Annotated in this window: 24 protein-coding genes; 4 read left to right on the forward strand and 20 right to left on the reverse strand. The window is 73.9% G+C overall.

Annotation, left to right across the window (positions count from 1 at the left end; all coding sequences use genetic code 11):
- Position 1: 1 nt before the first annotated feature.
- The 10 genes from N5875_RS08900 to N5875_RS08945 all read right to left on the reverse strand — a co-directional run bounded on the left by N5875_RS08900 (position 2) and on the right by N5875_RS08945 (position 15,623).
- Complete coding sequence (locus N5875_RS08900) at positions 2–2,455, reverse strand: vWA domain-containing protein (RefSeq protein ID WP_338492798.1); 2,454 nt, start codon at positions 2,453–2,455, stop codon at positions 2–4.
- An 8-nt stretch (positions 2,456–2,463) separates the two neighbouring features.
- The gene (locus N5875_RS08905; RefSeq protein ID WP_338492801.1) at positions 2,464–3,126 is read right to left on the reverse strand and encodes a Pycsar system effector family protein; all 663 of its coding nucleotides are present in this window, start codon (positions 3,124–3,126) and stop codon (positions 2,464–2,466) included.
- The gene (locus N5875_RS08910) at positions 3,123–4,910 is read right to left on the reverse strand and encodes a hypothetical protein (protein ID WP_338492804.1); all 1,788 of its coding nucleotides are present in this window, start codon (positions 4,908–4,910) and stop codon (positions 3,123–3,125) included. The genes N5875_RS08905 and N5875_RS08910 overlap by 4 nt, the downstream gene beginning before the upstream one ends.
- On the reverse strand, positions 4,907–7,393 hold the full coding sequence (locus tag N5875_RS08915; protein ID WP_338492807.1) for a hypothetical protein: 2,487 nt from the start codon (positions 7,391–7,393) through the stop codon (positions 4,907–4,909). Before N5875_RS08915 ends, N5875_RS08910 begins: the two co-directional genes overlap by 4 nt.
- Entirely contained in the window at positions 7,390–8,364 is a 975-nt protein-coding gene (locus N5875_RS08920) for a hypothetical protein (protein WP_338492810.1), read from the reverse strand. Before N5875_RS08920 ends, N5875_RS08915 begins: the two co-directional genes overlap by 4 nt.
- 103 nt (positions 8,365–8,467) lie before the next feature.
- Positions 8,468–9,193 (reverse strand): Crp/Fnr family transcriptional regulator, encoded by a 726-nt coding sequence (locus N5875_RS08925; RefSeq protein WP_338492812.1) that lies wholly within the window; start codon positions 9,191–9,193, stop codon positions 8,468–8,470.
- A 432-nt stretch (positions 9,194–9,625) separates the two neighbouring features.
- The gene (locus tag N5875_RS08930) at positions 9,626–12,196 is read right to left on the reverse strand and encodes a polynucleotide kinase-phosphatase (protein ID WP_338492814.1); all 2,571 of its coding nucleotides are present in this window, start codon (positions 12,194–12,196) and stop codon (positions 9,626–9,628) included.
- Entirely contained in the window at positions 12,193–13,677 is a 1,485-nt protein-coding gene (locus N5875_RS08935; protein ID WP_318212137.1) for a 3' terminal RNA ribose 2'-O-methyltransferase Hen1, read from the reverse strand. Before N5875_RS08935 ends, N5875_RS08930 begins: the two co-directional genes overlap by 4 nt.
- A gap of 79 nt (positions 13,678–13,756) precedes the next feature.
- The gene (gene mmuM, locus N5875_RS08940) at positions 13,757–14,686 is read right to left on the reverse strand and encodes a homocysteine S-methyltransferase (protein WP_318212138.1); all 930 of its coding nucleotides are present in this window, start codon (positions 14,684–14,686) and stop codon (positions 13,757–13,759) included.
- A gap of 13 nt (positions 14,687–14,699) precedes the next feature.
- Entirely contained in the window at positions 14,700–15,623 is a 924-nt protein-coding gene (locus N5875_RS08945) for an LLM class F420-dependent oxidoreductase (RefSeq protein ID WP_318212139.1), read from the reverse strand.
- 249 nt (positions 15,624–15,872) lie between these two features.
- On the opposite strand from N5875_RS08945, the gene N5875_RS08950 reads away from it, so the two are divergent.
- The gene (locus tag N5875_RS08950) at positions 15,873–16,118 is read left to right on the forward strand and encodes a hypothetical protein (protein ID WP_318212140.1); all 246 of its coding nucleotides are present in this window, start codon (positions 15,873–15,875) and stop codon (positions 16,116–16,118) included.
- Between the two features lie 197 nt (positions 16,119–16,315).
- Here N5875_RS08950 and N5875_RS08955 read toward each other — a convergent pair whose 3' ends face one another.
- The 4 genes from N5875_RS08955 to N5875_RS08970 all read right to left on the reverse strand — a co-directional run bounded on the left by N5875_RS08955 (position 16,316) and on the right by N5875_RS08970 (position 19,175).
- On the reverse strand, positions 16,316–16,801 hold the full coding sequence (locus N5875_RS08955) for a DUF6099 family protein (RefSeq protein ID WP_318212141.1): 486 nt from the start codon (positions 16,799–16,801) through the stop codon (positions 16,316–16,318).
- A gap of 163 nt (positions 16,802–16,964) precedes the next feature.
- Positions 16,965–17,321, reverse strand: coding sequence for a nucleotide pyrophosphohydrolase (locus N5875_RS08960; RefSeq protein ID WP_318212142.1), 357 nt, complete (start codon positions 17,319–17,321; stop codon positions 16,965–16,967).
- Positions 17,318–18,688 carry an ATP-binding protein gene (locus tag N5875_RS08965; protein ID WP_318212143.1) on the reverse strand — a complete coding sequence of 457 codons (1,371 nt, stop codon included), beginning with the start codon at positions 18,686–18,688 and terminating at the stop codon, positions 17,318–17,320. Before N5875_RS08965 ends, N5875_RS08960 begins: the two co-directional genes overlap by 4 nt.
- Before the next feature lie 55 nt (positions 18,689–18,743).
- On the reverse strand, positions 18,744–19,175 hold the full coding sequence (locus N5875_RS08970) for a cell division protein SepF (protein ID WP_318212144.1): 432 nt from the start codon (positions 19,173–19,175) through the stop codon (positions 18,744–18,746).
- A 176-nt stretch (positions 19,176–19,351) separates the two neighbouring features.
- Between N5875_RS08970 and N5875_RS08975 the strand changes: the two genes are divergently transcribed.
- Positions 19,352–19,837, forward strand: coding sequence for a VOC family protein (locus N5875_RS08975; RefSeq protein WP_318212145.1), 486 nt, complete (start codon positions 19,352–19,354; stop codon positions 19,835–19,837).
- A gap of 8 nt (positions 19,838–19,845) precedes the next feature.
- Here the strand turns inward: N5875_RS08975 and N5875_RS08980 are convergent, their stop codons facing one another.
- Both N5875_RS08980 and N5875_RS08985 read right to left on the reverse strand, forming a co-directional pair.
- Positions 19,846–21,144 (reverse strand): hypothetical protein, encoded by a 1,299-nt coding sequence (locus tag N5875_RS08980; RefSeq protein ID WP_318212146.1) that lies wholly within the window; start codon positions 21,142–21,144, stop codon positions 19,846–19,848.
- 143 nt (positions 21,145–21,287) lie between these two features.
- The gene (locus N5875_RS08985) at positions 21,288–22,226 is read right to left on the reverse strand and encodes a LysR family transcriptional regulator (protein WP_318212147.1); all 939 of its coding nucleotides are present in this window, start codon (positions 22,224–22,226) and stop codon (positions 21,288–21,290) included.
- A gap of 71 nt (positions 22,227–22,297) precedes the next feature.
- Here N5875_RS08985 and N5875_RS08990 point away from each other — a divergent pair, with 71 nt between their 5' ends.
- A complete protein-coding gene (locus N5875_RS08990) occupies positions 22,298–22,960 on the forward strand; it encodes a maleylpyruvate isomerase family mycothiol-dependent enzyme (protein ID WP_318212148.1) in 663 nt (220 codons plus the stop codon).
- 15 nt (positions 22,961–22,975) lie between these two features.
- Here N5875_RS08990 and N5875_RS08995 read toward each other — a convergent pair whose 3' ends face one another.
- Together N5875_RS08995 and N5875_RS09000 are read right to left on the reverse strand one after the other, a co-directional pair.
- The gene (locus N5875_RS08995; protein WP_338492823.1) at positions 22,976–23,554 is read right to left on the reverse strand and encodes a MarR family winged helix-turn-helix transcriptional regulator; all 579 of its coding nucleotides are present in this window, start codon (positions 23,552–23,554) and stop codon (positions 22,976–22,978) included.
- Positions 23,555–23,579: 25 nt separating this feature from the next.
- Positions 23,580–24,269, reverse strand: coding sequence for a GntR family transcriptional regulator (locus tag N5875_RS09000; protein ID WP_318212150.1), 690 nt, complete (start codon positions 24,267–24,269; stop codon positions 23,580–23,582).
- 185 nt (positions 24,270–24,454) lie between these two features.
- On the opposite strand from N5875_RS09000, the gene N5875_RS09005 reads away from it, so the two are divergent.
- On the forward strand, positions 24,455–24,910 hold the full coding sequence (locus N5875_RS09005; protein ID WP_318212151.1) for a tellurite resistance TerB family protein: 456 nt from the start codon (positions 24,455–24,457) through the stop codon (positions 24,908–24,910).
- A gap of 28 nt (positions 24,911–24,938) precedes the next feature.
- Here the strand turns inward: N5875_RS09005 and N5875_RS09010 are convergent, their stop codons facing one another.
- Positions 24,939–25,934: a M56 family metallopeptidase gene (locus N5875_RS09010; protein WP_338492827.1), complete on the reverse strand. Its 996-nt coding sequence runs from the start codon at positions 25,932–25,934 to the stop codon at positions 24,939–24,941.
- 5 nt (positions 25,935–25,939) lie between these two features.
- The gene (locus N5875_RS09015; protein WP_318212153.1) at positions 25,940–26,344 is read right to left on the reverse strand and encodes a BlaI/MecI/CopY family transcriptional regulator; all 405 of its coding nucleotides are present in this window, start codon (positions 26,342–26,344) and stop codon (positions 25,940–25,942) included.
- Positions 26,345–26,402 lie beyond the last annotated feature (58 nt).

Genomic DNA, 26,402 nt, shown 5'->3' on the forward strand with positions numbered 1-26,402 from the left:
TTCAGAAGTTGCCGTCGTATGCGCTCGCGTCGGGTGAGCCGGCCGCGCCCGATCCGGTGAGGGGACCGGAGCCCGTGCCCGTATCGCCCGTGCCGGCGCCGCCGCCTCCGCTGCCGCTGCCGGTACGGCGGGGGCGACGGGACCACGGTGTGCCGCGGCCGCCGGTCGGCGCTGGGCGGCCGCCCCGTACGACCAGCTCGTGGTCGCCGAGCCCGGCCGGCTCGCCGGTCCGCACGGGCACCTGGGCGCCGCCGCGGGGGCGCAGCAGCAGCTCGCCCGTGCCGGTTCGGCGCAGCACATGGGCGGAGGAGCCGCCGCCGCCGGGGACGCGGCGGAGGGTGGCCGGCACCCCGTACGGTTCGTCGACGGCGAAGGCGAAGATGCCGCCGGGGCTCTGCCCGCGGCGGATGGTCAGCGAGTCGAGCGGCCGCCCTTCCTGGCAGAGTTCGAGCGTGACGCCGGTGAGGTCGCGGCGGCGGCGCCGGAACACGAGCCGGATGCCGACGAAGGCGCCCACGAGGAGGACGACGACGGCCCCGCCGACCACGGCCTTCCACCAGCGCTCCCACCAGGTCGGCGGCGCCACCACCTGGACGTCCAGGAAGGCGCCGCGCAGGGTGCGGTCGCCGTCCGCGGTGTCCACGACGGTGACCTGGCCGCCGAGTGGACCGTAGGGCGTGCCCTTGCCGATGGTCACCGTGAAGGGGATCTGGGTGCTGCCGTTCGGCGGGGCCGTGACGGTCGCCGGGGCGATGGTGAGTTCGGCGCCCGGGGTCCGGTCCGCGAGGGCCAGCCGCAGGGTGTGCGGAGCGGAGTCGTTGTTGGTGACGTCGAGGGTGCCCCGGACGGTCGCTCCGGGGTGCACGGTGGCCCCGTCGACGGTGAGGGCGGCGGTCACGGGCGGCGCGCCCTTGGCGACGACGGCGTGCAGCGGGCGCCGGTCGGAGGTGATCCCGGGCGCCTCCATGCGGGTGGCGAGTTCCAGGGCGCCGGTGGCGCTCGCGGGGACGGTGAGCGTGCCGGTGAACCGGACGTCGCCGGCCTTGGCGTCGGGGGCCTTGCCGTCGTCGGCGAGCCGGAGGGTGACGGGTTCGAAGCCCTCGCCGCTCAGGTCGGCCGCGACCGAGAGACCGGCCAGCTGGTTCGGGTCGGTGATGACGACTCCGCGCCGGGTCTGCATCTGCACCTCGACCTTGACCCGCTCGCCGGCGCGCGGGGAGGCCGGGTCGAGGACGACGGCGGAACGCAGCCTGCCCTGCCAGAGCGCCCGGACGGCGACCTCCCGGTCGCGGTGACCGGGCGGCGCCTCGATGTGCACCCGCCAGGGGCCGGGCAGGGGGTTCTTCACGCGCAGCGCCTCGACCGGGCCGTTCTCCCCGCTGACCTCGAAGGAGGAGCCGTCGAACTCGCCCCGGACGGGCACCTTGCGGCCGGCCGGGTCGTAGTAGGTGACCTGCACCTTGGGGTCGTGCTTGGCGACCGTGAGGGAGCCGTCGGTGGCGATGGGCGGGATGGTGACGGTCAGGTCGGCGGGCGGCTTCCCGACGGTGCCGTGCTCGATCCGGGCGCAGCGGGCGGCGGCGAAGGTCTCCTGGAGGGCCTTGTCGATCTCGGCGGAGGTGCCGACGACCCGCATGCGCGGGGTGGAGCCGGGGATCTCGGAGCAGGCGCCTCGGTAGCCGCCCTCGGCCATCGCGGTGAGGGAGTCGCGGTCGAGCTCGCCGCCGAAGCCGAGGGGCCAGATCTGGACTCCGGCCGCGCGGGCGCGGGCGAGTTCCTCGGCGAGCCGCTTCGCCCCGTTGGCCTGGCGGCTCTCCCGGTCGGTGCCGTACTCGGGGCTGTCGGCGACGTCGAGCTTGCCGTCGGTGAGCAGGAAGACGACCTTGGGGGTGCCGGGCTTCTTGGATCCGCCGGTCCCGGCGCCCGTGCCGGGACCGGCCGCGGCTCCGGCTCCGGCTCCGGCGAGGCGGGTGACCGCCTGGCGGACGGCTGCCGGGAAGTCGGTGCCGGGGCCCATCCTGGCAGTGTCGCGGCGCCCCAACTCCTGTACGCAGTCGCTGAGTCGCTCGCGGCCCGCCGCGTCGGCGACGGTGAGCGGGCACACCTCGCGCACGGGTGACTGGCCGCGCTTCTCCGAGCTGCCGAAGCCGATGACGGCGGCGCGGGAGCGCTCCGATATCTCGCCCTGGACGAGCAGCGCCGCCGCCTCGGTCTCCAGCGCCAGGTCCTTGTCGGCGAGGCTCGCCGACTGGTCGACCACGACGGCGAAGTCGATGGGGTCGGGCCCGTCGGCGGGAGCGGCGGGGGCTTCGGGTGCGGCGGGAGCGGTACGGGGGACCGCCCGCGTCCCGGAGACGCCGGGCGTGCCCGAGGCGGTGGTCGCCGCGAGCGGGCCGGCGAGGGCGAGGAGCGCCCCGGCGAGGAGCAGGGCGCCCCCCTTGTTGGTCCACTGCATGTTCTCTCTCACCACAGTTCGCTGAAGAGGGCCAGAAGGGCGCCGAGCGCGAGCGCGGACACGCCCAGGCGCAGCCACCGGTACTTCGCCGCGAGCACGAGGCCGTGCACGCTGGCCTGTTCGAGGAGCCATCCGGTGGCGTCCGCGCCGGGTGCGGAGAGCCGCTCGCGCAGCGCGGTCTCCGACGGGCCGCCCGTCAGCTCGCGCAGGAACGTGCGGTCGGCCCCGATCCGGGTGCGGGGCAGCACGACCGAGACGAGCATCAGGACTCCGGCCGTCCAGAGCGCGCCCGCGACGAGCAGGAGGACGAGCCCGGGTCCGGAGTCGGGCAGGAGGGCGCGGTCCCCGGAGAAGACGACCGCCAGGAAGGCGAGGGCGCCGGAGAGCAGGATCGCGGCCTTGGTGTCGGCCCGGCCGATGTCCTCCCGGACGGTGGCGAGCAGCCGTTCGGCCATGAACCTGAGCTCCTCGGCGGGTACGGGGGCGGGCGCGGACGCCACGGGCCCCGGCACGGCGGTCCGGCCCGGGGCCTGGTCCCGTACGGGGTCCGGCGTGGTGAGTGCGGGCACGGGGCCCGGTACGGCGGTCGGGGCCGGGGCCTGGTCCCGGACCGGGTCCGTCGTGGTGGGTGGGCGGGTCGGGTCCTGCCCGCGCCCCGGGGCGGTGGTCATGCCTCGTCCCAGTCGTCGAACTCGGAGCTGAGCGGGGCCGGACGGGCGGGCCGCCGGACGCCGTCCTGTCCGTCCCGGTCGTAGGGGTCGTCGCGGTCGTACCGGTCGTTCCGCTCGTAGGCGTCGCTCCGCCTGTACGGGTCACCGTCCTCGTAACGGTCGTGGCCGTCGTCGAAGCCGTCGTCGTGCCGGTCCCGCGAGCGGCCGCGGTCCCTGCCGCCGTCGCGGTCGTCGCCGTCGCGGCCCCTCTCCCGCGCCCTGCCCCGCTCCCGCTCCCGCTCCCGCTCCCGCTCCCGCTCGGAGCCGGACTCGACGCGGGTCGGCTCGTAGACCCGGGGCCCGCCCGGTGCCGGGGCGCCCCCGTGGTCCTGCTCCTCGTACCAGTCGGGGCGGTTCGGCTCGGGCGACGCCGCGTCCTCCAGGGCGAGTCGACGCCGCGGGGGGTTGCCCGAGGGGTTGAGCACCCGGCTGGTGATGCCGTCGATGACGCCGCCGGTCTGCGTCCGCAGGTACATGAGCACCTGGTACATCTGCTCGCCGATGTCGTGCCGTTCGAGGACTCCGGTGTCGAGGAGCCGGTTGAAGACGGCCAGGTAGTCCTCCTGGCCCTCGCGCCGCTCGCGCTGGAGCTGGGTGCGGATCTCCCACTGCTTGTCGGGGTGCATCGCCATGTGGTGGGCGATCTGGGCGAAGTCGCCGCGCCGGAGGAGTTCCTCCATCTCGCGGGCACGGTCGGCGATCAGGGCGCGGTCGGCGGCGTCCCTGCGCCGCTCGGCCTCGGCGACGCGCTCGTCGGCCTCCATGGTGACGACGACCCGGTCCCGGCGCGAGACCTCGGCCTTGACGGAGTCGTCGAGGTCGACGAAGACGTGGACCCGGGTCCGCAGCCCGATGTCCGAGCCGAACCTGAGGCGTCCGGTGCTCAGTTCCTCGCGTACGGCCTCGTCGGCGCGCTGGGCCTCGGTGATCCGGAACCGCCGGGAGATCCTGCGCAGTCCGTCGAGGAGCTCGTCGTGCAGCAGCTCGGCCACGTCCTCGACCTGTTCCCGGACGACCAGGTGGGGGTCGGTGACCACCCATTGGACCCTGGCGACGGCCTCGAAGAAGACGCCGTCCCCTGCGGCCGGCAGCTGGAGCCTGAACTCGGTCACGTTCCGGCCGAGTTGGACCTCGAAGATGGTGTACGCGGAGCCGAGCATGGGCTTGTTGACGTCCTCCGTGCGGTCCGGCCAGACCACCCGGTGGCCGCCGTTGCGGTAGAGGAGTACCGACGCGACCTTGCCGCTCCGGCGGCGGTACGGGGGCGCGTACTCGGCGATCAGCGGCCCGCGCGGCCGGTCGCCCGACCGGGAACCCGCCCCGGCCCCGCCGCCGTCGTCCCCGCTCCAGCGCCCGCCCTGGCCCCGGACGCGCCCCCTGCCCTGCCGCTGCTGCTGCTCTCGGTCCAGGTCCTCGTCGGGGTCCATGTCCAGGTCCTCGTCCTCGTCCCGGCCACCGGCGTGCCGGCCGCCGCCGTTCTGCCCGTCGTACCGCTGCGCGTCGTACCGCCGGCCACCGCCCCGCTGCCCGTCGCCCGGCTGCCCCCCGTACCGCTGCCGCTCCCGGTCGTCCCGGTCGCGGCCGTCCCGGGCCCGCTCGTCACGGGCCTGCTCGGCACGGACCCGTTCGTCCCGGGCCCTTTCGTCCCGTCCCCGGCCTTCACGGCCGCGCTCGTCGTGGTCCCGGTCGATCCAGCGCGTCCGCTCGTCAGGCCGTCCGTTCCTGTCCTGCTCGGGCCCGGTCATCGGTTCGCTCCTTCCGTCACGGCGTCCCACATCCGGCGCGCCGCGCCTCTGTCCAGGGGCCGGTCACGGTCCCGGACCAGTTCGTTCAGCAAGCCCCTGAGGCGGTCCCGGTCACGCCGGTCCACCGCGAGGCGCGGCAGGAAGGCGCAGACGTGCCCGAGCGACTCCGGGTCCTTCGCGGCCCGCCGGAGCATCCCGCCGAGCGCCTCCAGGGCCGACTCCCCCGAGCGCGCCGTGGTGAGCGTGGACCGCAGCAGCGCGGCCAGCTCGGCGGCGAGCTCGGGCCGGGTCGCGAGCAGTGCGATCAACAGCGGGCGGGCCGCGTGCCCGTCGAGCTCCGGAACCTCCCGCAGCCCCCACAGATGGGTGGTCCGGGTGCTGAGGGCGCGGATCACGGCGAGGTGGACGAGGTTGGCGAGGTTGAGCCGGCCGTCCTCCAGCCACTGGCGGAGCCGTCGGAGCACGGGCGCGGGTTCGCCGCAGGCGAGCAGCCGCGCCACGCTGAACGCGGCGGGCACGAGGACCTCGACGTCGGTCGCCTCGCGGGCCCTGACGACCCGGGCGAGGGCGTCGAGCGAACCGGTGACGTCGCCGGCGGCCAGGACATAGCCGTGGGCGAGCAGGGCGGTCCTGACGAGCATCTCGTCGTCGGACGCGGCCCAGTTCTTGAGGACGTCGGCGACGGCGGGCCGGACGCGCGGGTCGCGCGCGGCCTCGGCGAGCGCGGTGGCGGCCGCCATGCGGGCGACCGGATCGTCGGTCACGGCGAGCGGCACCACCAGCTCGCGGAAGCCGTGGATCCAGTCCCAGGAGCAGAGGACGCCGGCCGCGATGGAGGCCCGCACCCACACCTCGGGGCGCGGGTCGTCGCACAGCGCGCGCAGCCAACGGGCCACCGGGCCACGGACGTTGTGGTAGCCGTGCCAGATCTCGCCGAGGACGGCTCCGGCGAGCGCCTCGCCCTGGAAGCGGACGGCCCGCACGGGCACCTTGGCCGGGCCGAGGTCCAGCTCGCCGTCCTCCAGGACGGCCCGTGCCTGCACCGGCCGGTGTTCGGCGTGCGTCCCGAACAGGCGTCGGCCTGGCGGGTGTTCGGGGTCGAGGGTGACCGCGAGTTCCCAGGCGAGGAGTTCCGCGGCCTCGGCGGCGAGGCTGTACGCGGAGCCGTCGAAGACGGCGACGGCGATCCGGAACGCCCCGGCGTTCAGGGCCGGAAGGGCCTCGGGGACCGCGCCCGGACGGTCGGCGCCGGCGAACCACTCGCGGGCCTGGGAGCGTACGAAGGAGGCGCATTCGGCCAGGAGTTCCTCGTCCGTCACCTCACCGCGCCAGTGCCGGGCGAGGTGGTCGGCGAGCCGGGCCGCCTCGCGCGGCCGCAGCTCCTCCAGGCCGAGGGCCTCGACGACGTCCCGCCGCGCGCCGCGCGCCCGGGCCTCGCCGAGGGCGTCGTCGGACTCGGCGCGCAGCTGGTTCCAGAGGTGCCGGTGGAGGACCTCGTCGGCCGGGGGCGGCGCGCAGTACATCCCGTACCGGCCGCGCAGCAGCCGGTCGGCGAGCTCCCCGTTCTCGACGAGGACGACGCCGTACGCGTCCCGGCCGCGCAGCAGATCGCCGAAGCGGTCCAGGTGCAGTTCGGAGAGCCGGGTGACGGGACGGCGGGCGACGGAGGTGTGTTCGCCCCGGCCGGCGCGTCCGGCGCGTGGCTCGCCCTCGGCCTCGCGCACGTCCTCGGTGAGCAGTTCCAGAAGGTGGCCGCCGCTCTCCTGGAGGGCCTCCTCGGTGATCTCGTCGACGCCGTGGCGCGGATCGAGCCGGAAGACCTTGCCGCCGGTCAGTTCGTCGAGGAGGGCCAGCGCGGTGGCCTTGCGACCGCTGCCGGGTTCGCCGCACAGGACGAGGACCCGGTGGTCGCGGAGCCGGTCCCGCATCCGCCGGTAGCCGGAGGTGGCGCAGTACACCCGGCCGAGGTGGTCGAGCGTCTCGGGCGGGACGGGCCCCTGGACGAAGTGCGCGGTGCGGTCGGAGCCGTACAGGGCGAAGATCTGGTTGCCTTCGAAGACGGTGCCGTCGCCGTGGATGGTGGTGAGACGGTCGGCGGCGCCGCCCGCCCAGGTGCGGACGGCGCGGCGTGCCGTGGCGGCCCCGCCGGTGTCGCTCTCGCCGCCGAGGGGCCCCCGGTCGGCGGCCGCGAAGACGCTCGGCTCGCGGGGCTGCTCGGCGGCACCGTCACCCCGCTCGGACCCGCCGGCCCGGTCGCGGTCGCGGTCGCGGTCTCGATCCCGGTCGCGGCCTCGATCCCGGTCGCGGTCCCGGTCGCGGTCCCGGTCCCTGTCTCCCCGATCGCCGCCGCGGTCCGATCCACGGTCGGAACCACGGTCGGCGCCCCGGTCACCACCCCGGTCCGATGCGTCGGCCCGGTCGCCGTGGCCGTGCCCGGCGTCCCCGGAGTCGCCCTGCGGTGCGGCGTCGTCCTGGTCGCTCACTCCGGCTCACCCGCCCCGGAGGCCGCACCGGGCCCCGTACCCGTACCGGAACCGGAGCCCGTGCCGGGGCCGGGGCCGGAACCGGATCGGGAACCGGAGCCTGTGCCGGAATCCTTGCGGATTCCGGTGAACCCGCCGTGGATGGTGTTGCCGTGGACATCGAGGAGGTCGCCCCCGACGTGGTACTCGCGGTTCCCACCCACGGGCCGGGGCGTTGGGCCGTCCCCCCGCGACGGCCCAACGCCGGTCCGTGCCACCCCCACCGGCGGCCGCTCCCCCGCGGCGGCGGGCGCCCCCTCGCCGGCCGGCTCCCCCTCGGGCGGCAGCTCCCCGTCGCGCCCGATCAGCGGCGGCGCGGGCCTGCGCGGTACGTGGAACCAGGCGGCCTCGTCGGTCTCCTTGGACCGGATGCGGGCCGACCGGTAGTGGTCCGGCTCGACGTACCGACCGCCCTCGGCGACCACGTTCCCGTACAGCCAGTCGGAGACGACGACCAGGAGGTCGATCTCCGGGGTCTCGTTCATGATCCGCTTGGCCGGGGGGCTGTCGCAGAGCCGGGCGGCGAGGTCCACCGCCCGTCCGACGAGGCCGTGCCGGTCCTGGGCCACGAGGCCCGCGTTCATGCCGATCCGCAGCCGCAGCGGCCTGGCCCGGCCCTGGTTGTGGGCGCGCAGACTCTCGTAGAGCGTGTCGATCCACCGGCCGACCATGAGGGTCGGCGGCACGTCGGGACGCAGGGCGGCGAGGATGCCGTCCCCCCGGTCCTCCTGGTGGAAGGTGCCGGGCTCGACCCCGACGGAGCTGTACGCGTCGTCGAAGGCCGCGTACATCGCCGCCCGCTGGTGTTTCTTCTCGGCCAGGTCGAGCGTCCCGGAGGCGCAGATGTCACCGAAGACGACGAACCGGTGGATGCCGCCCGCTTCTCCGCCCACGTCTCCGCCCGCTGCCCCGTTCACTCCCGCACTGCTCACTCTCGGACTCCCTGTGTGCTGCCGTGTGCTGCCCCGGTGCCGTTGGTGCCGTTGGTGCCGCGTGTCCAGACTGGCCGCGTTCCGCGACCGGCGATGTAGCCGTTTACACATCCGGCGGAGATTCGTCCGCCGGATTCCCGCCGGGGCGCGCGCGCCCCTCCGCGAGCAGCACCAGGACCCGCATGTCGATCACGATGACGGTGCGGTTCGCGGTGCGGACCACGTCCTGCTCCCGCAGCAGGCGCAGCGCCTTGGCCACCGCCTCCCGGGTCGCTCCGATGGCCGCCGCCAGGTCGTGCTGCGGCAGCGGAAGTTCGAGTACGGTCCCGGCCTCGGCCTGCCGCCCGGCGCGCTGGGCCAGCTCGACGAGGCGGGCCGCGAGGCGCTGGAGGACGGTCTCCGAGGCGAGCGCGCGGCGCTCGACGTCGGCGCTCCTCAGCCGGGTGGCGAGCTGGCGCATGACCAGCGAGGTGGCGTGCGGCCGGGCGGCGAGGAACCGCCGGAACCGGTCTCCGGAGATCGCCACCGCCTCGACCGTGCCCAGCGCGGTGACGCTGGCGCTGCGCGGGCGCCGGTCGACGGCGGCGAGGTCTCCCACGACCTCGCCGGCGCCCCGGAGGGCGAGGATGAGCCGCGAGCCGCGCTCGGTGCCCACGGAGACGACGGACCAGCCGGAGAGGAGCGCGAGGACGAAGGCGCTGGTGTCGCGTTCGCGGATCATCACCTCCCCGGGTTCGTAGACGCGCCGGGCGCCCTCGGCGAGCAGGGACCGCCGGTCGGCCGCCGGGAGGGCGTGGAGGAAGGAGCGGTCCTGGCCGAAGAGACTCACCGCCCGCTCACCCCCGTACCGTCCTCGGGCCCTCCGGGGAAGACCGGCCGCCGGTGATCGACCGGCGTATTCGTGTGCGTGTTCCCACCTCAAGTGACCTGCTACGTCACACTGTTGACGCTGTGTCACGTCATGGGGTGAAGAACGCTAGAGGGTGCGGAAGAAATGCGTCAACAGGCACGGGGGGCGCAGGGGAGCGCCGCAGCCCGCACCCCTGCGCCCCCCGTCGGGGCCGGGCGAAGAGCTCGCGAAGACCGTGCGAAGGCCCTGCGGAGGCGGGGCGAACACACCGAAGCCCTCGCGGAGCCCCACCCGTCCGAGGGGGTCTCCGCGAGGGCTTCCGGTCAGCACGGCCTCACTTCGGCGGCGCAGCCTCACGGCCGCAATGCCTCACGGTCTCACTGCCGTGAGGCCTCACTCCACTTCAAGGCCTCACAGCCTCGGGTCCACCGGCTCCGATTCCAGAGCCAGGACGGCGAACACGGCCTCGTGGACCCGCCACAGCGGCTCCCCCTCGGCGAGGCGGTCGAGGGCCTCGAGGCCGAGCGCGTACTCGCGCAGGGCCAGCGAACGCTTGTGGCCGAGGAAGCGCTGCCGCAGCCGCTCCAGGTTCTCCGGCCGGGTGTACTCGGGACCGTAGATGATCCGCAGGTACTCCCGCCCGCGCACCTTGACGCCCGGCTGACCGAGCCGGCCCTTGCCGTCGCGGACGAGTGCGGCCAGCGGCTTGACGACCATGCCCTCGCCGCCGGCGCCGGTCATGTCCAGCCACCAGTCGACACCGGCCCGGACCGAGGTCTCGTCGCCCGTATCGACGACGAGCCGACGGGTGACCTGCAGCAGCCCGGTCGGATCGTGCTCCACGAGCCGGTCCAGCCAGGCGAGCTGCTCGTCGTGCGGGACGGCCGTGAGCGAGCGTCCGCGCGCCGCCAGGAGCTGGAACGGCGCGAACCGCACACCGTCCAGGCCCTCGGTCGGCCAGCAGTACCTGCGGTACGCCTCGGTGAACGCCTCCGCGTCCACCGCTCGCTCCCGCTGCTTCGCGAGCAGCCCGTCGATCCCCTCGACCCCGCGCGCCACCGCCTGTTCGAGCGCGGAGATCGCACCGGGGAAGACCGCGCCCGAGGCCGCGCCGACCGCCGCGTACTGCGCGCGGAGCAGCCCGGCCGACTTGAGCGACCACGGCATCAGTTCGCCGTCGAGCAGCAGCCAGTCCGTGTCGAGCTCGTCCCAGAGTCCGGCGGCGCCGATCGCCGTCCGCAGCCGGTCGACGACCTGCTCGGTGACGGCGGGATCGTCGAAGAAGGGCCGTCCGGTACGGGTGTGCAGCGCGCCGGTGACCCCTTCGACGTCCACGCCGAAGCGCTCCCTGGCCGCGTCGGCGTCCCGGCAGACCAGGGCCACGGCCCGGGAGCCCATGTGCTTCTCCTCGCACACGACCTTCTCGACACCGTCCGCCCGGTACTGGGCGAAGGCCTCGGCCGGGTGCTCCAGGTAGCCCTCCTCCTTCGACGTGGCGGTCGGCGCCATCGTCGGCGGCAGATAGGTGAGCAGCCGCGGGTCGACCGCGAACCGGCTCATCACCTCGAGGGCGGCCGCCGCGTTCTCCTCGCGTACGGCGACGTTGCCGAGGTGCCGGGTCTCCACGATCCGCCGGCCGTGCACGTCCGCCAGGTCCAGGGGGCGCCCCTGGTGCCCGCCGGGCGCCTCGGTCGCGAGCGGCCGGGCCGGCTCGTACCAGACGCGCTCGGCCGGTACGTCGACGAGTTCACGCTCGGGCCAGCGCAGCGCGGTCATCCTGCCGCCGAAGACGGCTCCGGTGTCGAGGCAGAGGGTGTTGTTGATCCAGGAGGTGCTCGGAACGGGGGTGTGGCCGTACACGACCGTCGCTCGCCCCCGGTACTCCTCGGCCCACGGGTAGCGCACCGGCAGCCCGAACTCGTCGGTCTCGCCGGTGGTGTCCCCGTACAGCGCGTGCGAACGCACCCGCCCCGACGTCCGGCCGTGGTACTTCTCCGGCAGACCGGCGTGGCAGACGACGAGGTTGCCGCCGTCGAGGACGTAGTGGCTGACGAGCCCCTCGATGAACGTCCCGACCTCGGCCCGGAACTCCTCGCTCTCGTGCCCCAGCTGCTCGATGGTCTCGGCGAGGCCGTGCGTCTCCTGGACCTTCCGGCCCTTGAGCCAGCGGCCCAGCTTGTTCTCGTGGTTGCCGGGGACGCACAGGGCGTCGCCCGCGGCGACCATCGCCATCACCCGGCGCAGGACACCCGGCGAGTCGGGCCCCCGGTCGACGAGGTCGCCGACGAAGACCGCCGTACGCCCCTCGGGGTGGTGGCCGTCGACGTATCCGAGCTTGGCGAGCAGGGTCTCCAGCTCGGAGCGGCAGCCGTGGATGTCACCGATGATGTCGAAGGGGCCGGTGAGGTGACGCAGGTCGTTGAAGCGGCGCTCCAGGACGACCTGGGCGGCGTCGACCTCCTCGACGGACCTCAGCACATGCACCTTGCGGAAGCCCTCGCGCTCCAGGCCGCGCAGCGAGCGGCGCAGCTCGCGGCGGTGGCGCTGGATGACGTGCGCGGGCATGTCCGCGCGGTCGGGGCGTGCGGCGTTCCGGCTGCGGCACACCTCCTCGGGCAGATCGAGGACGATCGCGATGGGCAGCACGTCGTACGAACGGGCCAGCTGGACCAGCTGACGCCGGGCCTCCTGCTGCACGTTGGTGGCGTCGACGACGGCGAGCCGCCCGGCCGCGAGACGCTTGCCCACGATGTAGTGCAGGACGTCGAAGGCGTCCTTGCTCGCGGACTGGTCGTTCTCGTCGTCGGCGACGAGCCCCCGGCAGAAGTCGGAGGACACGATCTCGGTCGGCTTGAAGTGGCGCCGGGCGAAGGTGGACTTGCCGGAGCCGGTGGCGCCGACGAGCACCACGAGGGACAGGTCGGTGACGGGCAGGATGCGGGCCGGGGCGGCCGGCGTCTCGGTCTCGGTGGTCATGGTCATGCCTGTTCCTCCTTCTCCTTCGCGGTGGTGGTGTCCTGGTCCTGGGTGCGGGTGAAGACGGCCATCTGGGTGGGCGGTCCGACCTCGGGGTCGTCCGGGCCGACGGGGGTGAACCCGACGCCGTACCCGTACCGCTCGGCGACCGAGGCCGCCCAGCTCCGGAACTCCTCCCGGGTCCATTCGAAGCGGTGATCGCTGTGCCGGACGTGCCCGGCCGGCAGCGACTCCCAGCGCACGTTGTACTCCACGTTCGGCGTCGTCACGAGGACCGTGCGCGGCCGGGCCGAGCCGAACACCGCGTATTCGAGGGCCGGCAGCCTCGGCAGGTCCAGGTGCTCGATGACCTCGCTGAGCACCGCCGCGTCGTAGCCGGTCAGCCGCTTGTCGGTGTACGCGAGCGAGCCCTGCATCAGCTTCACACGGGCCGCCTGCCGCTCCCCCATCCGCTCCAGCCGCAGCCGCCGAGCGGCGACGGTCAGGGCACGGACGGACACGTCGACGCCGACGACCTCCGTGAAACGGGTGTCCTTGAGCAGTGCCTGCACCAACTGACCCTGGCCACACCCGAGATCGAGGACCCGGCTCGCCTCGGCCCGCTCCAGGGCGGCGAGGATCGCCGCCCTGCGCTGCTCGGCGAGCGGCACGGGCCGCTCCTCGGTGTCGGTCGACTCGTCGACCGCGTTGTCGACGTCGTCGACGTCCAGCCCCTCGGCCTCGGCGAGCCGCACGAGTTCGAGCCGCTCGCTCGCCTCACGCGTCAGGCCCCAGCGGCGGGAGAGATAGCGGGCCGTGATCAGCGTCCGCTCGGGGTGACCGGCGAGCCAGCCGTCACCGGCGCGCAGCAGCTTGTCGACCTCGTCGGGCGCGACCCAGTAGTGCTTGGCGTCGTCGAGCACGGGCAGCAGGACGTAGAGGTGGTTGAGGGCGTCCGCGAGCCGCAGCTCACCTTCGAGCACCAGGCGCACATAGCGGGAGGCGCCCCACTCGGGGAACTGCCCGTCCAGGGCCACCGGCTCGGCGTCCACCGTGTCCCAGCCCAGCGGCCCGAACAGCTTGCGCACCAGATCGGCGCCGCCCCGCGCGGGCAGCGCGGGGACCTCGACACGCAGCGGCAGCGGAGCGGCGGCCCGCTCGGGCATCGCCTGGCAGACGCCGTGCAGCGCCGTCTTGAAGACCTTCGCGAGCGCGACGGCGAGCAGCGAGGACGCCGCGTAGGGCCGGTCGTTCACGTACTGGGCGAGCGCGGAGTCCGGGGCGCCGCCCCGGCCCTTGCCCTTGCCGCGGCGCACCAGCGCCACGGGGTCCACCTCCAGGAGAAGTGCCGCCGTGCACCGCTCGGCGCTCGCCTCGGGGTAGAGGACGTGCGCCGTGCCGTGCGAAGTCGAGAACGTCTGCGCCCGCTCGGGATGCTTGTGCAGCAGAAAGCCGAGATCGGTCGCGGGACGCTCCGGGTTGCCGGTCGTACTGATCGTCAGGAACACACTTCCGAGTATGGTTCGCCGCTCCCCTCCCGACCAGGCATTTTTCCGCGCGACGGCCCTGGGGGGGGTGGCTCCGGGCTCAGCCCTCGCCCTCATCGGCGTCGTCGTCCGCGACCAGGGACGAGCCCAGGGCGGAGATCGTCGCCGGGCCGACCCGGCAGCAGCCGCCGATGAGCCGGGCGCCGGACGCGGCCCAGCCGGTGGCCCGCGCCGGGTCGAAGGCGATGTCGCCGCGCCAGCCCCGCGCGCCGGCGTCCCACAGCTCGCCACTGTTGGGGTAGACGACGGCCGGCTTCCCGGTCATGGCGACGGCGAGCTCCACGGCGGGCCCCGCTTCCGCCGGGTCGCAGCAGTTCACCCCGACGGCGACGACACGGTCGTTCCCCGCGGCGACCGCGAAGGCCTCCGCAAGGTCCTGCCCGGCCCGGGTCCGCCCGCCCTCGACCGTGTACGAGAGCCACACGGGCACCCCGCACCCCTCCACCGCCCGCAGCAGCGCCTCCGCCTCCGCCACGTCCGGAACGGTCTCCAGCGCCAGCACGTCCGGCTCCGCCGCCGCCAGCACCTCGATCCGGGGCCGGTGGAACGCCTCCAGTTCCCGTACGGACAGCCCGTACCGTCCCCGGTACTCGCTCCCGTCCGCGAGCATCGCGCCGTACGGCCCCACGGACCCGGCGACCCACACCTCCTCCCCCACGTCCGCCGCCGAGGTCCGGGCGAGCTCCACGCTCCGCGCGAGCAGCCGCGCCGCCTCCTCCCGGCCCACGCCCCGCCGGGCGAAGCCCTGGAACGTGGCCTGATAGCTGGAGGTGATGAGCACCCGGGCGCCGGCCCGTACGTACGCCGCGTGGGCCGCCTCGATCTGCTCGGGGCCGTCGGCCAGGAGCCGCGCGGACCAGAGCGCGTCCGAGAGGTCGCAGCCCTGTGCCTCCAGCTGGTTGGACAGTCCGCCGTCGAGGACGAGGACACCCGCCCCGAGCGCGTCGGCGAGCGTACGGTCCGGCTTCATCGGATCGCCCCGTTCATCCCAGCTGTGACTGGACCCGCGCCGAGATCAGCTCCAGGTGGTCCAGGTCGTCCAGGTCGAGGACCTGGAGATAGACCCGGGAGGATCCGATCGCCGCGTACCGCCCGATCTTGTCGACGACTTCGGCGGGCGATCCCGCGAGACCGTTCGCCTTGAGCTCGTCCACGTCCCGTCCGATGGCGGCGGCCCGGCGGGCCACCTCCGCGTCGTCCTTGCCGACACAGACGACCAGCGCGTTGGAGTACACCAGGTCGTCGGCTGCCCGTCCGGCCTCCTCGGCCGCGGTCCGGACCCGGCCGAACTGCCGCTCACTGTCCTCGATCGAGGCGAACGGGATGTTGAACTCGTCCGCGTACCGCGCGGCCAGCCGGGGCGTGCGACTCGCACCGTGGCCGCCGATCAGGACCGGGATCCTGTCCTGTGCGGGCTTGGGCAGCGCCGGGGAGTCGCTGAGCTGATAGAACTCCCCCTCGTAGCTGAAGGTCTTGCCGATCCCGGTCTCCCACAGACCGGTGACGATCGCCAGCTGCTCCTCGAGACGGCCGAACTTCTCCTTCGGGAAGGGAATGCCGTAGGCCTTGTGCTCCTCCTCGAACCAGCCCGCCCCGAGCCCGAGTTCGACCCGTCCGCCGGACATCCGGTCCACCTGGGCGACCTGGATGGCGAGCACGCCGGGGAGCCGGAAGGTCCCGGCCGTCATCAGGGTGCCGAGGCGGATCCGCTTGGTCTCCCGGGCGAGCCCGGCCAGGGTGATCCAGGCGTCGGTCGGTCCGGGCAGCCCGTCGGCGGAGCCCATGCTGAGGTAGTGGTCGGAACGGAAGAAGGCGTCGAATCCGAGCTCCTCGGTGGCCCGTGCCACCGTGAGGAGGGTGTCGTAGTCGGCCCCCTGCTGGGGTTCGGTGAAGATGCGGAGATCCATGCCTCCATCCTGCACCGTCGGGTGCGTGTCAACCTCTCCGTCAGCTCGCGGTGCGCCCCGGCTCGGTCGGGTGAATATCCCGCCCCCTGGCGGGCCGCGTCCGTCCCGGCCAGTGACCGGGGCCCGGCACCCGTCGTTGGCTCGGGCGGAGCCGGACCGCCCGGCCCGCGTGCCGGCGGCCGCTGCCGGTGCGTCGCTCTCTCTCGTGGCCCCGTCCTCGGCGGCGGGGTCCGGGCCGAGGAGGCCCCCATGTCCCAGGAAGCCGCGCCGGAGCAGGCCGTGCCCGAACAGCCGGTGCCGCGGTCCGTGCCCGAGCAGAAGGGCGCCGGCGCCCCCAAGGGCCTGCTCCAGCAGATGGAGGAACTGATGGCGGCGCTCTCGGCCGACCTCAACCAGCTGGACGCCGACCTCCAGTCCACGTCCGACCGCCTCGCTCCGGACCAGGCCGCCCACGACCAGCCCGACCCCCACAAGCCCCAGCCCGAGCACCCCTGACCCGAGCCGCCCTGGCCCGAGCACCCCTGACCCGAGCCGCCCTGGCCCGAGCCGCCCTGGCCCGAGCAGCCCTGGACCCAGCAGCCGGAGACCCCTTCCCGTCGGCCCCGCCCCGAACGAACCGAGCCCCTGAATCACGGGCCCGAGCAGGACGAGCCCCAGGAACACGGGCCCGAACGGGCCGAGCCGCACCCCGTTCACCACCGGCCCCGTCCGGGGCCCGCGCGGCCCCGGGCGGCGTCGGGCGGGCGGGCCCGCTCCCCGTCCCGCACGGCGAGGCGCCGCAGCATCCCGCGGACCCGGTCGCTCGACTCGTCGGCGGCGTCGATGGCCTCGATGCACTGCCAGTAGAGCCCCTCCTCGTCGGTTGCACAGGCCACGCCGACCAGCGCGATGCCCACTTCCCCGAGCAGCTCCCCGAGCGCGGTCAGCGCCCCGTGCGGGTCCGCCACCTCCGACAGCTGGGCCGCACGCGGCCCACCGGCACCCCACGCCGGGTACTCCCCGATCTCGCTCAATCCCCTTGCCTCGCCCCGCAGTTCCTGCGGTCCGCAGAGCGCGAGATGATTCCCTATCGCCTGGGCGAGCGCCTGCGCCTGCCAGGCCTCCGCCACGATGTCCTGTGCCGATCCGCTCTCCGCCAACGCGTGCCGGCCAAGCGCGATGAGCCGTTCCGCTTCCATCAACGCCGCCCCCGTTCGTACGACTTATCTGCCCACTCAGTCCACTACCCAGAGTGAGGCGGCCTGAGCCCCAACACCAGGGGAATTCGGAAATCTGTGGACAGGAGGCTCGACGGGGAAAAGTCGATCACTCCGAAGAGTGACAATCCATGATCGAATCCCCCTACTCGCCTCCTTCTCCCTCCCCTCCGCCTCGCTTCCGGACGGGAAATCGGACCTCGTTCCGGTCGATCTTGGCCGCGAGCGCGGCCAGCGGGTCGACCCCGAGCACTCCGCAGAACTGGAGGAGGTAGGCGAGCACGTCCGCCACCTCGTCGGCGACCCGGTGCGCCGACTCCGGGTCGTCCATCACCCGCTCCGCCTGCTCGGGTGTCAACCACTGGAAGATCTCCAGGAGTTCGGCCGCCTCCACGCTGAGCGCCGCCGCCAGGTTCTTGGGCGTGTGGTAGGGCTGCCAGTCGCGGGCGGCCGCGAACTCGGCCAGCCTGCGCTGCAGTCCCGCTACGTCGTTGTCCGTCACGCGCTCAGGTCTACCACCGTCACCCCGGGCGTCCTGCGCGCCTGTGCCGCCGTCCGTGCCCCGACCGTGCCGGCGACCCGGATGTGTCCGTCGGCGGCGATGCCCGTGGCGAGGCCGAGCAGTTCGCCCACCTGCCGCTCGTCGAGCCCGCGGTCGAGGCCGTCGGCGAGCAGCGTCAGGGACTGCATGGCCTCGGGCACCTCGGCGATCCGGTCCATGGCGAGGACACCGGGGCCCGTGAGCAGGGTGAGCGCGAGCGCGAGATAGCGCAGTTCCCCGTCCCCGAGCCGGGCGAGCGGGGTCGCGGGCCGGCCGCCGCGTTCCAGCACGGCCCGGACGGTGCCCTCCGCGAGTTCCTGCACTCCGAGCCCGGTGACGGGGCCCACGCATCCGGCCGCCGCGACGGCCGCGAGGCGGTGGTGCCGGCGCGGGCAGTCCGTGTGGGTGCGGTGCAGGACCTCGGCGAGGTTGCCGCAGCCGCGCCGCAGCCGCCCCTCGCCCGGCGGTACGGGAGCGCGCATCCGCTCGGGCCGGGGGTCGCACGCGAAGGCGGACCGCAGCCCGACGACCACCTGCTCGGCGGCGGCCAGGACCTCCAGCTGCCCGGGGGTCTTGCCCGCGACCCGCAGCGGCAGCAGGGCCGTACCGAGGAGGCCGTCGGGGAAGGGCGCCCGGGTGACGGGGGTGGTGCCGGCGGTGTGCCACTCGGCCTGGACGGTGGGGCGGCCCGGGTCGCGGAGCGCGGTGGCGAGGAGGGTGCGGCCCCGGCCGGTGAGCCGTTCGCCGACGATACGGAGCCGGGGTTCGACCTGGACGGCGAGGTCCAGGTGGACCGGGCCCTCGGGCCCGTCGACCGTGCACCCGATGCGGAAGCCGCGCCGGCCCTGGGCGTCGGGCCGGGCCCGCTCGGGGACGCAGTCGGCGGCGTCGGGGAACACCTCGTCGAGGCTGTCGCCCGCGCAGAGCCGGGCCAGGGCCTCGTACGCCCGCAGGGTGGTGGATTTTCCGCTGCCGCTGGGCCCGGTGAACAGGGTGACCGGCCCCAGGGCGTGCACGGCGGAGCGGTGACCGGCGAACGCGGACAGCCGCAGCTCGGTGACGGCCGGCCGCGCCCGGAGCCCCCCACCGCCTCTCCCACCGGCGGACGCGCCCTCGCCTTCGGACGCGCCCCCGGACCCGCGCCCGGACGCGCCCCCGGCCTCCGCCCCGGCCCGGGCCCGCCGACCGGGCCCGCCCTGGGACGGCAGCCGGGGCGCGGCCCCCGTCGTCGGAGCGCCGGTGGACGGTGCCCCCAGCGAAGGAGCGCCGGAGCAGCGGGCAGCCGTGGAGGAGGAGTGGTCGAGCGTGAAGCCACCGGTGAGGTCCATGCCCGGACCGTACGCAGTCCACTCCCTGACGAACCGTTACGGCTAGATGACCTTCCTACGATCGGGGGACGCCGGCGGTCCGGCCGCCCACGACACCCTCCTCGTCCTCACCTTCCGCACCCTCGACCTCCGTACCGGCCGGGGCGAGAAGAAAAACGTTCCGGTCGACGCGGTGCATCCCACTGCCGAGACCGAAGACCACACCACTGCTGAAGTCGAGGATGCGCTTGGCGACCTCGGTGTCGGCGCTCGTCAGATCGAGGAGCACCGGGATCTGGGCGATGAGGTACTCGGCGACCTCACGGGCGTCGGCGAACACCTGCACTCGGAGCACGACCATGCGGCGCTGGTCGGCGGATTCGTACTGCTCGGGGATCGTGCGGTGGTCGACCCTGGACGGCCATTCGTCACGGCCGCGCAGGGGCACGACCTGGGCGAGGCCCTCCCACTGCTCGTCGGTGACGTCGTACCTCTCGTACCTACTCATGGGCACATCCTCCCGCTCCTCACCCGTTCGGCCCAACAACGACACGAGGTGTCGGCGGGGTGGGGGCGCTTCACCCCTTCGCGCCGGGAACCGGGCCCTTCTAGGCCATGACCTGGCCTATATCGGGCTTAGCGTCGTCATCACCTTGAGGCACTCGCATCCCAGGAGGCAGCCAGATGTCCGTCAACTCCGTTCCCCAGGGCTACCACACGGTGACGCCCTGGATCATCTCGCGTGACACCGTGCGGCTCATCGACTTCCTGAGGCGGGCCTTCGACGCGGAGGAGCTCTCATGCCTGGCCGGCGAGGACGGAAGCATCCAGCACGCCGAGGTCCGGATCGGCGACTCGGTGGTGATGATGTTCGACGCGCGACCGGAGTGGCCGGCGACCCCCGGCTTCCTCCGTCTGTACGTGGAGGACGCCGACGCCGTGCACCGGCGGGCCGTCGCGGCCGGCGGCACCTCGGTCACCGAGGTCACCCATCTGTTCTTCGGCGACCGGGTCGGGCGCGTGCGCGACCCGCTGGGCAACCTGTACTGGATCCAGACCCGGGTGGAGGACGTGAGCCCGGAGGAGGCGGAACGCCGCCTCGGTGACCCGGAGTTCACCAAGGCCATGGAGTACGTCCAGAGCGCCGACTTCTTCCCGGGCCGGGACTGAGGGCCGGACTACGAGGCGCCGGTGCGGTCGGTGGGCAGGACGTCGTCGAGGTGGTCCGCGTCGAACCCGAACCGCTCGGCGAGCGCCCGGTAGCGGTCGCGCCGGTCGCCGGTGACGGGGATGTCGTACGTGGAGAGGATCTGGAGGAGGAAGCGGAAGCCGAGGTCCGGGTCGACGGCCGTGACCACGTCCTCCAGGACCCGCGCCACGCCCCGTACTGCCTCCGCGTCGGCGTGGACCGCCGCACGGACCTCCCGCAGCACCGTCTCCGTCAGATCGGTCCTGGCGGGCGACAGAAAGGGGACGTAGGCGGGGTCGACCTCGCCCAGGTGGGCGTGGCACACCTGGGAGACCTGTTCCAGCAGGGCACGCGCGTCGGCGTCGAACTCGTCCTCGCCGACGACGTACAGGCGCTTGGAGGCGGTCCGCCAGAGCAGGCCGAGCGCTTCCTCGGAGAGGGCGGAGTCGAGGAGTCGCCACACGTCGTCGAGGAGCACCGCGGCGGCCGTGCCGGGAGCGCGTCCCGGTCCGTCGTCGGCGACCCGCTGGATGTGCTCCCGCACGGTGCCCGTGTGCGGCCAGTCCGTCCCGTGCAGTACGGCGGCGAGGAACGGCAGCCCGACACGGCCGGACGCGAAGTCGCGGCGGCCCGGGTCGAGGGGCGGCCATCGCACGGTCAGCTCCTCGTGGACGGCGGCCCAGGGGTGGGCCAGCAGGTCCCCGAGAGCGAGCAGCCGGTCGTACGCGTCCGCCCCGACGGGCACGGAGTACGCCTTGAGCGCCCTCAGGAACAGCCGGAACCCGAGGTCCGCGTCCGCCTCGCGCACGACCCGGAGGAGCGCCGGGACGATCCCCGGTACGGCGACGGCCCGTGCGAGCCCGGCCGCGGCCGACTCGATCTCCGTCGCCACGGTCGTCCGCAGCTCCTCCTCGGGGACCACCGGCCGCACCTCGTCCAGGGACTTCACCTCGTACGGATCGCGCTCCGGTGCGCGCGGCGGACACAGGTCGGCGACCCGGTCCAGCCAGGCCCGGGTGTCCGTGCCTTCTTCGGCCGGGTCGAAGCAGCGGCGTACGGCCGCCAGCCACACGGTGTGGAGTACCTCGTCGGGCAGCGGGGAGTCGAGGAGGAGGCGTACGTCGGCGCCGAGCTGGTGGTCGTCGTCGTCCGCCTCCCCCTCGGCCAGCGCGAGAACCACCGGTCCGTCGAGGCGGAGCGTCGTACGGGCGCACAGCGTGCCCGCGAGGCCGCTGAGCCCGAAGTCGCCCGCGTAGTCGTAGTAGTAGACCTCACGCGCGCGTGCCATTCCCCTACCTCCTGTGCGGAACGGGCACCCGTCGGTGCGAGGGGTGCCCGTTCCCATGATCGTCGCTGTGCTCGACAGGGCAAGGAACCTCCCGTGCCGAGCGACACGGCTCGGGGCCGCAGTGGCGCCCCTCCGGACACTTCCTACGCCCTTCCGGGCGCCCCCCGGACCTCGGGCGGCTTCGGGAGGGCTTCGCGCAGGCGGTCGAGGAGGACCCGGGCCGCGGGGCTCGACGGACCGGTCGCCGGCCAGGCGAGCGCCAGGCGGGCACGCATCTCGGGCTCGACGATCCGCAGGGTGCGGAGCTGCCCGTCGAGGGGATCCTCGTTCTCTCCGGCCGGCAGCACGGCCGTGCCGAGGCCCCGCGCGGCGAGCCGCGCGAGCACGTGGGGGGCCGCCGCCTCGAAGGTGATCCGTGGCCGGAATCCGGCCTGCGCACAGCCGCGTTCGAGCGCCGCACGCACCCCGGTGCCGCGCGGCAGGCAGATGAGGGGACGGTCGCGCAGCTCGGCGAGCGGGACGCTCGTGCCGTCGGCGCGTTCGAGCAGGGGATCGCCGGGCGCGACGACGGCGACCAGCGGGACGTCGATCACCATCTGGAAGGCCGTTCCCGGCGGTGGCGTCCGCACCGCCGTCCCGAGGAGGGCGATGTCGAGTTCGCCGGCCAGGAGCGCGGCCACCATCCGTTCCGTGGTGTCCTCGGTGAGCGCCACCTCCACCGACGGGTGGTCCTCGTGGAAGGCCGCGAGGAAGCCGGCGATGTCGAAGACGTGCCCGGCGGCGCCGGAGACCAGGCCGAGCGTGACCCGGCCGCGCAACAGCCCCGTGTACGCGTCCACCGTCTGCCGCACCGCGTCCGCGGCGGCCAGTGCGGCGCGGGCGTAGGGAAGGACGGCCCGGCCCACCTCGGTCGGCGTCACCGAGCGGCCGGAGCGGTCGAGCAGGGGCTGCCCCAACTCCCGCTCCAGTCGGCGGATCTGGGCGCTGAGGCCGGGCTGGGCCAGATGCAGCCGGGCCGCGGCCCGGGTGAAGCCGCCCTCCTCGACGACGGAGACGAAGTAACGCAGCTGCCGAAGCTCCATAAGCAATGATTCTAGATCGCAGCAGAAACGTCTATTGGCGTTATCGGCCGGTGGGCCGCAAGGTTGGTCACATGGAGAAGGAGACAGCACGCACAAGGAACACCACCGAGGTCAGGGCCGCGATCGCGGCCGAACGCCGGGAACTGGCGGACCTGTTCGACGGTCTGTCGGCCGAGCAGTGGAACGGAGGGAGCCTCTGCGCGGGTTGGCGGGTGCGCGAGGTCGCGGCGCACATGTCGATGGGGTTCCGGCTCTCCTTGCCCGCGACGCTCGGTGAGCTGGTCAAGGCGCGCGGGAACCTTCACCGCATGACCGACCGGGTCGCGCGCAGGGACGCGGCCGCCCACTCCACCACCGCACTCGCCGCTTTCCTGCGGGACAACGCCGGCCACCCCTGGACACCTCCCGTCGGCGGGTTCGCGGCGGCGCTCGGCCACGACGTGGTGCACGGCCTGGACATCACCGTCGCCCTCGGCCTCGACCGGCGCGTCCCGGAAGACCGGCTGCGCATCCTGCTGGACCAGATCCGGCCCAGCGGCCTGAAGTTCTTCGGTGCCGACCTCGACGGGGTGCGGTTGTGCGCCGAGGACCTCGACTGGTCGTACGGTTCCGGCTCTCCCGTGTTCGGCGCCGCCCAGGACCTCCTGCTGCTGGCCTACGGTCGCAGGCTTCCGGCCGGCCGGCTCCGTGGGGAGCCGAGCGGCCGGTTCACCCGGGCCGCGGACGGCAGGTGAGCCGGCTGCGCGCGGCTACTCCTGGGCGGCGGCGCTCCGTGCGGCCTCGACGTTGGCGACCATGCGGCGCAGCACCTTGAGCGCGGCCACGTACTCCTCGTCGCTGATGCCCTGGTGGACGACGGCCCGCAGCTCGGTGGCGAGCTCGCGCAGTTTCAGCCGGGCGGCCTCGCCCGCCTCGGTGAGGTGGAGGCTCCGGCCCCGGTCACTCCCCGTTTCGGTCCGGAGCCAGCCCCGGTGGAGCAACTGGTCGACCACCCGGGAGATTTCGTGCGGCCCGTCCGCGAGCGGTGTCAGCTGGGCGATCACTTCCTCGCGGCTCGGTGCCGACGGACCGCCGTTCACGCGGTTCAGGACCCAGTACTGGGGCTGCGTGGCGTCGATCCCGGCCATGGCGTCGCGCAGATGGCCGACGACGGTGTCGTGCGCCAGGCCGCTCCAGTAGCCGACGGGCTGGGAGGGCAGCAGGTCGTCGGTGGCGGCCGGGTCGGCCGGAGCCTGGTCCGTGGTCGTGGCGGCGGCCGCGGTGGTCGCGGCAGCCGTGGTTGTGGCGGCGGCCGCGGTCGTGGCGGCGGCGGGATTCGGCGAGTTCATGATCACGACGCTACATTCCGCGGCCCTATCCCCGTCGCCCGACCGGTTCGTCGCGGGCTTCGGCCCACAACGACCGTACGTGTCCGAGGTGACGCCGCATGCACGCCTCCGCTCCGCGCGCGTCTCCGGCGATCATCAGGTCGAGGAGTTCGAGGTGTTCCTCGGCGGAGGAGACGAGCTTGCCGGCCTCGTCCAGGCCGGTCAGGCCGTAGAGACGGGAGCGCTTGCGCAGGTCCCCCACCGTCTCGACCAGGCGGTCGTTCCCGGAGAGCGCGAGCAGCGCGAGGTGGAAGCGGCGGTCCGCCTCCAGATAGCCGATGAGGTCGTGCCCCCGGGCGCACGAGACGATCTCCTCGGCGACCGGGCGCAGCGCCTCCAGTTGCTCCCGGTCGGCCTTCCTCGTGACGCGGCCGATGGTGGGCACCTCGATGAGGGTGCGCAGCTCGGTGAACTGGTCGAGGTCCCGCTCGCTGACCTCGGTGATACGGAATCCCTTGTTGCGGACGGGTTCGACCAGGCCCTCCCGGGCCAGGTCGAGCATGGCCTCGCGGACGGGGGTGGCGGAGACGCCGAGGTCACTCGCGAGTCCGGGGGCGGAGTAGACCTGGCCGGGGCGCAGTTCGCCGGCGATCAGGGCCGCGCGGAGGGCGTGCCCGACCTGGTCGCGGAGCCGCTCCTGCGCTCTGACGAGGCCGTACTGCTTCAGGTCACCCATCGTGCGTCCTCCGAGAAGTCACGGGGGAGCATCGTACAATGTCACGTTTCTCCTTCGGTCGCCCCGGCGTGTGGCGGTCCGGCGGGTGACGGCCCGGAGTGTGACGGTCCCGGGGTCCCGGGGAACTCCACCCCTCACTGCTACGTTCTACAAGACCGTAGAAGTAATCGACATCTGGAGTACTCATGGCCCTGTGGGACCGCATCCGGGAATCCGCATCGACGATGCAGACCCAGCTGATGACGAAGAAGAACGACCTGAAGAGCGGCGCCTTCCGGGACGCGAGCATGGCCATGTGCGCGCTGGTCGCCGCCGCCGACGGGACGATCGACCCCGCCGAGCGCCGCCGGGTCGCCCAGCTCATCTCGACCAACGAGGTGCTGCAGAACTTCGACGCCCTCGACCTTCAGCGCCGCTTCGACGACAACCTGAACAAGCTGACGGCCGACTTCGACTTCGGCAAGGTGAGCGTGCTCCAGGAGATCGCCAAGGCGAAGAAGAAGCCGGCCGAGGCACGCGCCGTCATCCAGATCGGCATCGTCATCGGCGGCGCCGACGGCGACTTCGACAAGACGGAGCAGGCCGTGGTCCGCGAGGCCTGCTTCACCTTGGACCTGCCGCCGCACGAGTTCGACCTCTAGGGTCTTTCCCCGCCGGACGCGCCGGCGGCTACATCGGTGAGGCGGCCCCGCGCAGCACCAGGAAGAGCGTGACCGCCGAGTTCGCCGAGGACAGGGCCGACACGGTCGTGCCGAAGGCGGCGCACCAGGCGGCGAGGCCGACAGCCGTGCCGACCGGCGGCCACGCGCGGCCCGCCGGGGCCGGGCTCATCAGGGCCGCGACCCGTCGAGGCACCGGGCCGGCGCCCCCGCCCGTCAGGGCGGGGAGGCCGACGGCCGGAGCGCGTGGTGCAAGGAGGGCCGCCTTGCCGATCGCGCGGGCGACGGAGCGGCGGCTGCCGACCTCGGCGGCCGCCTCCTCGTCGGCCCAGCGCTCGGCCGTGTAGGAGACGGCGGTACGCAGCGGCCGCAGGAACGGGTTCGCGCGCGCCGCGAGATGGACCGTCAGGAGATGCCGGTGGTGACGCCCGGCCAGATGGGCCCGCTCGTGGGCGAAGAGGGCCCGCCGTTCGGCGGGGGCGAGGCCCGCGAGCATCCCGGTACTGACCACGACCCGACCGGGACCCCGTGTCTCCCTGCCGGGGCCGCGCGCCTCCCTGCCGAGGCGGCGATGCCCCTCCCTGCCGGGCACCGCGTACGCGTACGGGGTGCGGTCCGGCAGTACCGCGACGGGCGTCGGCGGCAGCCCGCCGAGCGCCGCCACGACCCGGCGCCGTACCCGCACGTGACGCCAGGCCGCAGCTGCGCAGGAGACGAGGACGGCGAGCAGCGCCGGGATGGCCGCGCGGCCGGCGATCTCGTCGTACGGGAGGGCCGCGCGCACGTCGGGGTCCGACCAGCTGTCGGGGAGCGGGTTTCCGGGGAGCTGCGCGGTGCCCACGATCATGAGCAGGCCGAGGCAGAGGGTGCTGCACACGGCGGAGACACCGGCGACGGCGGCCAGCAGGCGCGTCGCAGTGCGGGGGTGGAGCCGCTGCTCGGCGAGGCGGGCGACCGGCCAGGCGGTGAGCGGAAGGACCAGGGGAAGGAAGACGAAGACTCCCATGACGGCTAGCCTTCCTCCTCCTCCGCGGCCTGGGAGAGCAGTTCACGCAGGAGCCGCTCTTCGTTCGGCGAGAGGCCGGTGACGAAGCTGGCGAGGACCGCCTGGCGGTCCGTCTCCGCGTCGAGCACCTTCCGCATCCGCAGGGCGGCGAGACCGGCCTCGTCGGCGACCGCCGTCCACCGGAAGGAACGGCCGGCGCGTTCGCGCTCGACTGCGCCCTTCGCCCGGAGGCGGGTGAGGATGGTGATGACGGTGGTGTAGGCGAGACCGCCGCCGAGGCGTTCCCGTACCCACGCCACGGGCACGGGCTCGGACGCCTCGCGCAGCACGGCGAGCACCTGGGACTCCAGTTCGCCCTGCCCGCGCCTGCGCGCGGAGGGCTCCGCTCCGCCCTCGCTCCGGTCCGTCACGACGCTCTCCTCCGCGTAAGAACAGCCGCCCATCGTACTGGGCCGCGGGGGGAATCGA

The organism is Streptomyces sp. SJL17-4, assembly GCF_036826855.1.
Taxonomy (GTDB): Bacteria; Actinomycetota; Actinomycetes; order Streptomycetales; family Streptomycetaceae; genus Streptomyces.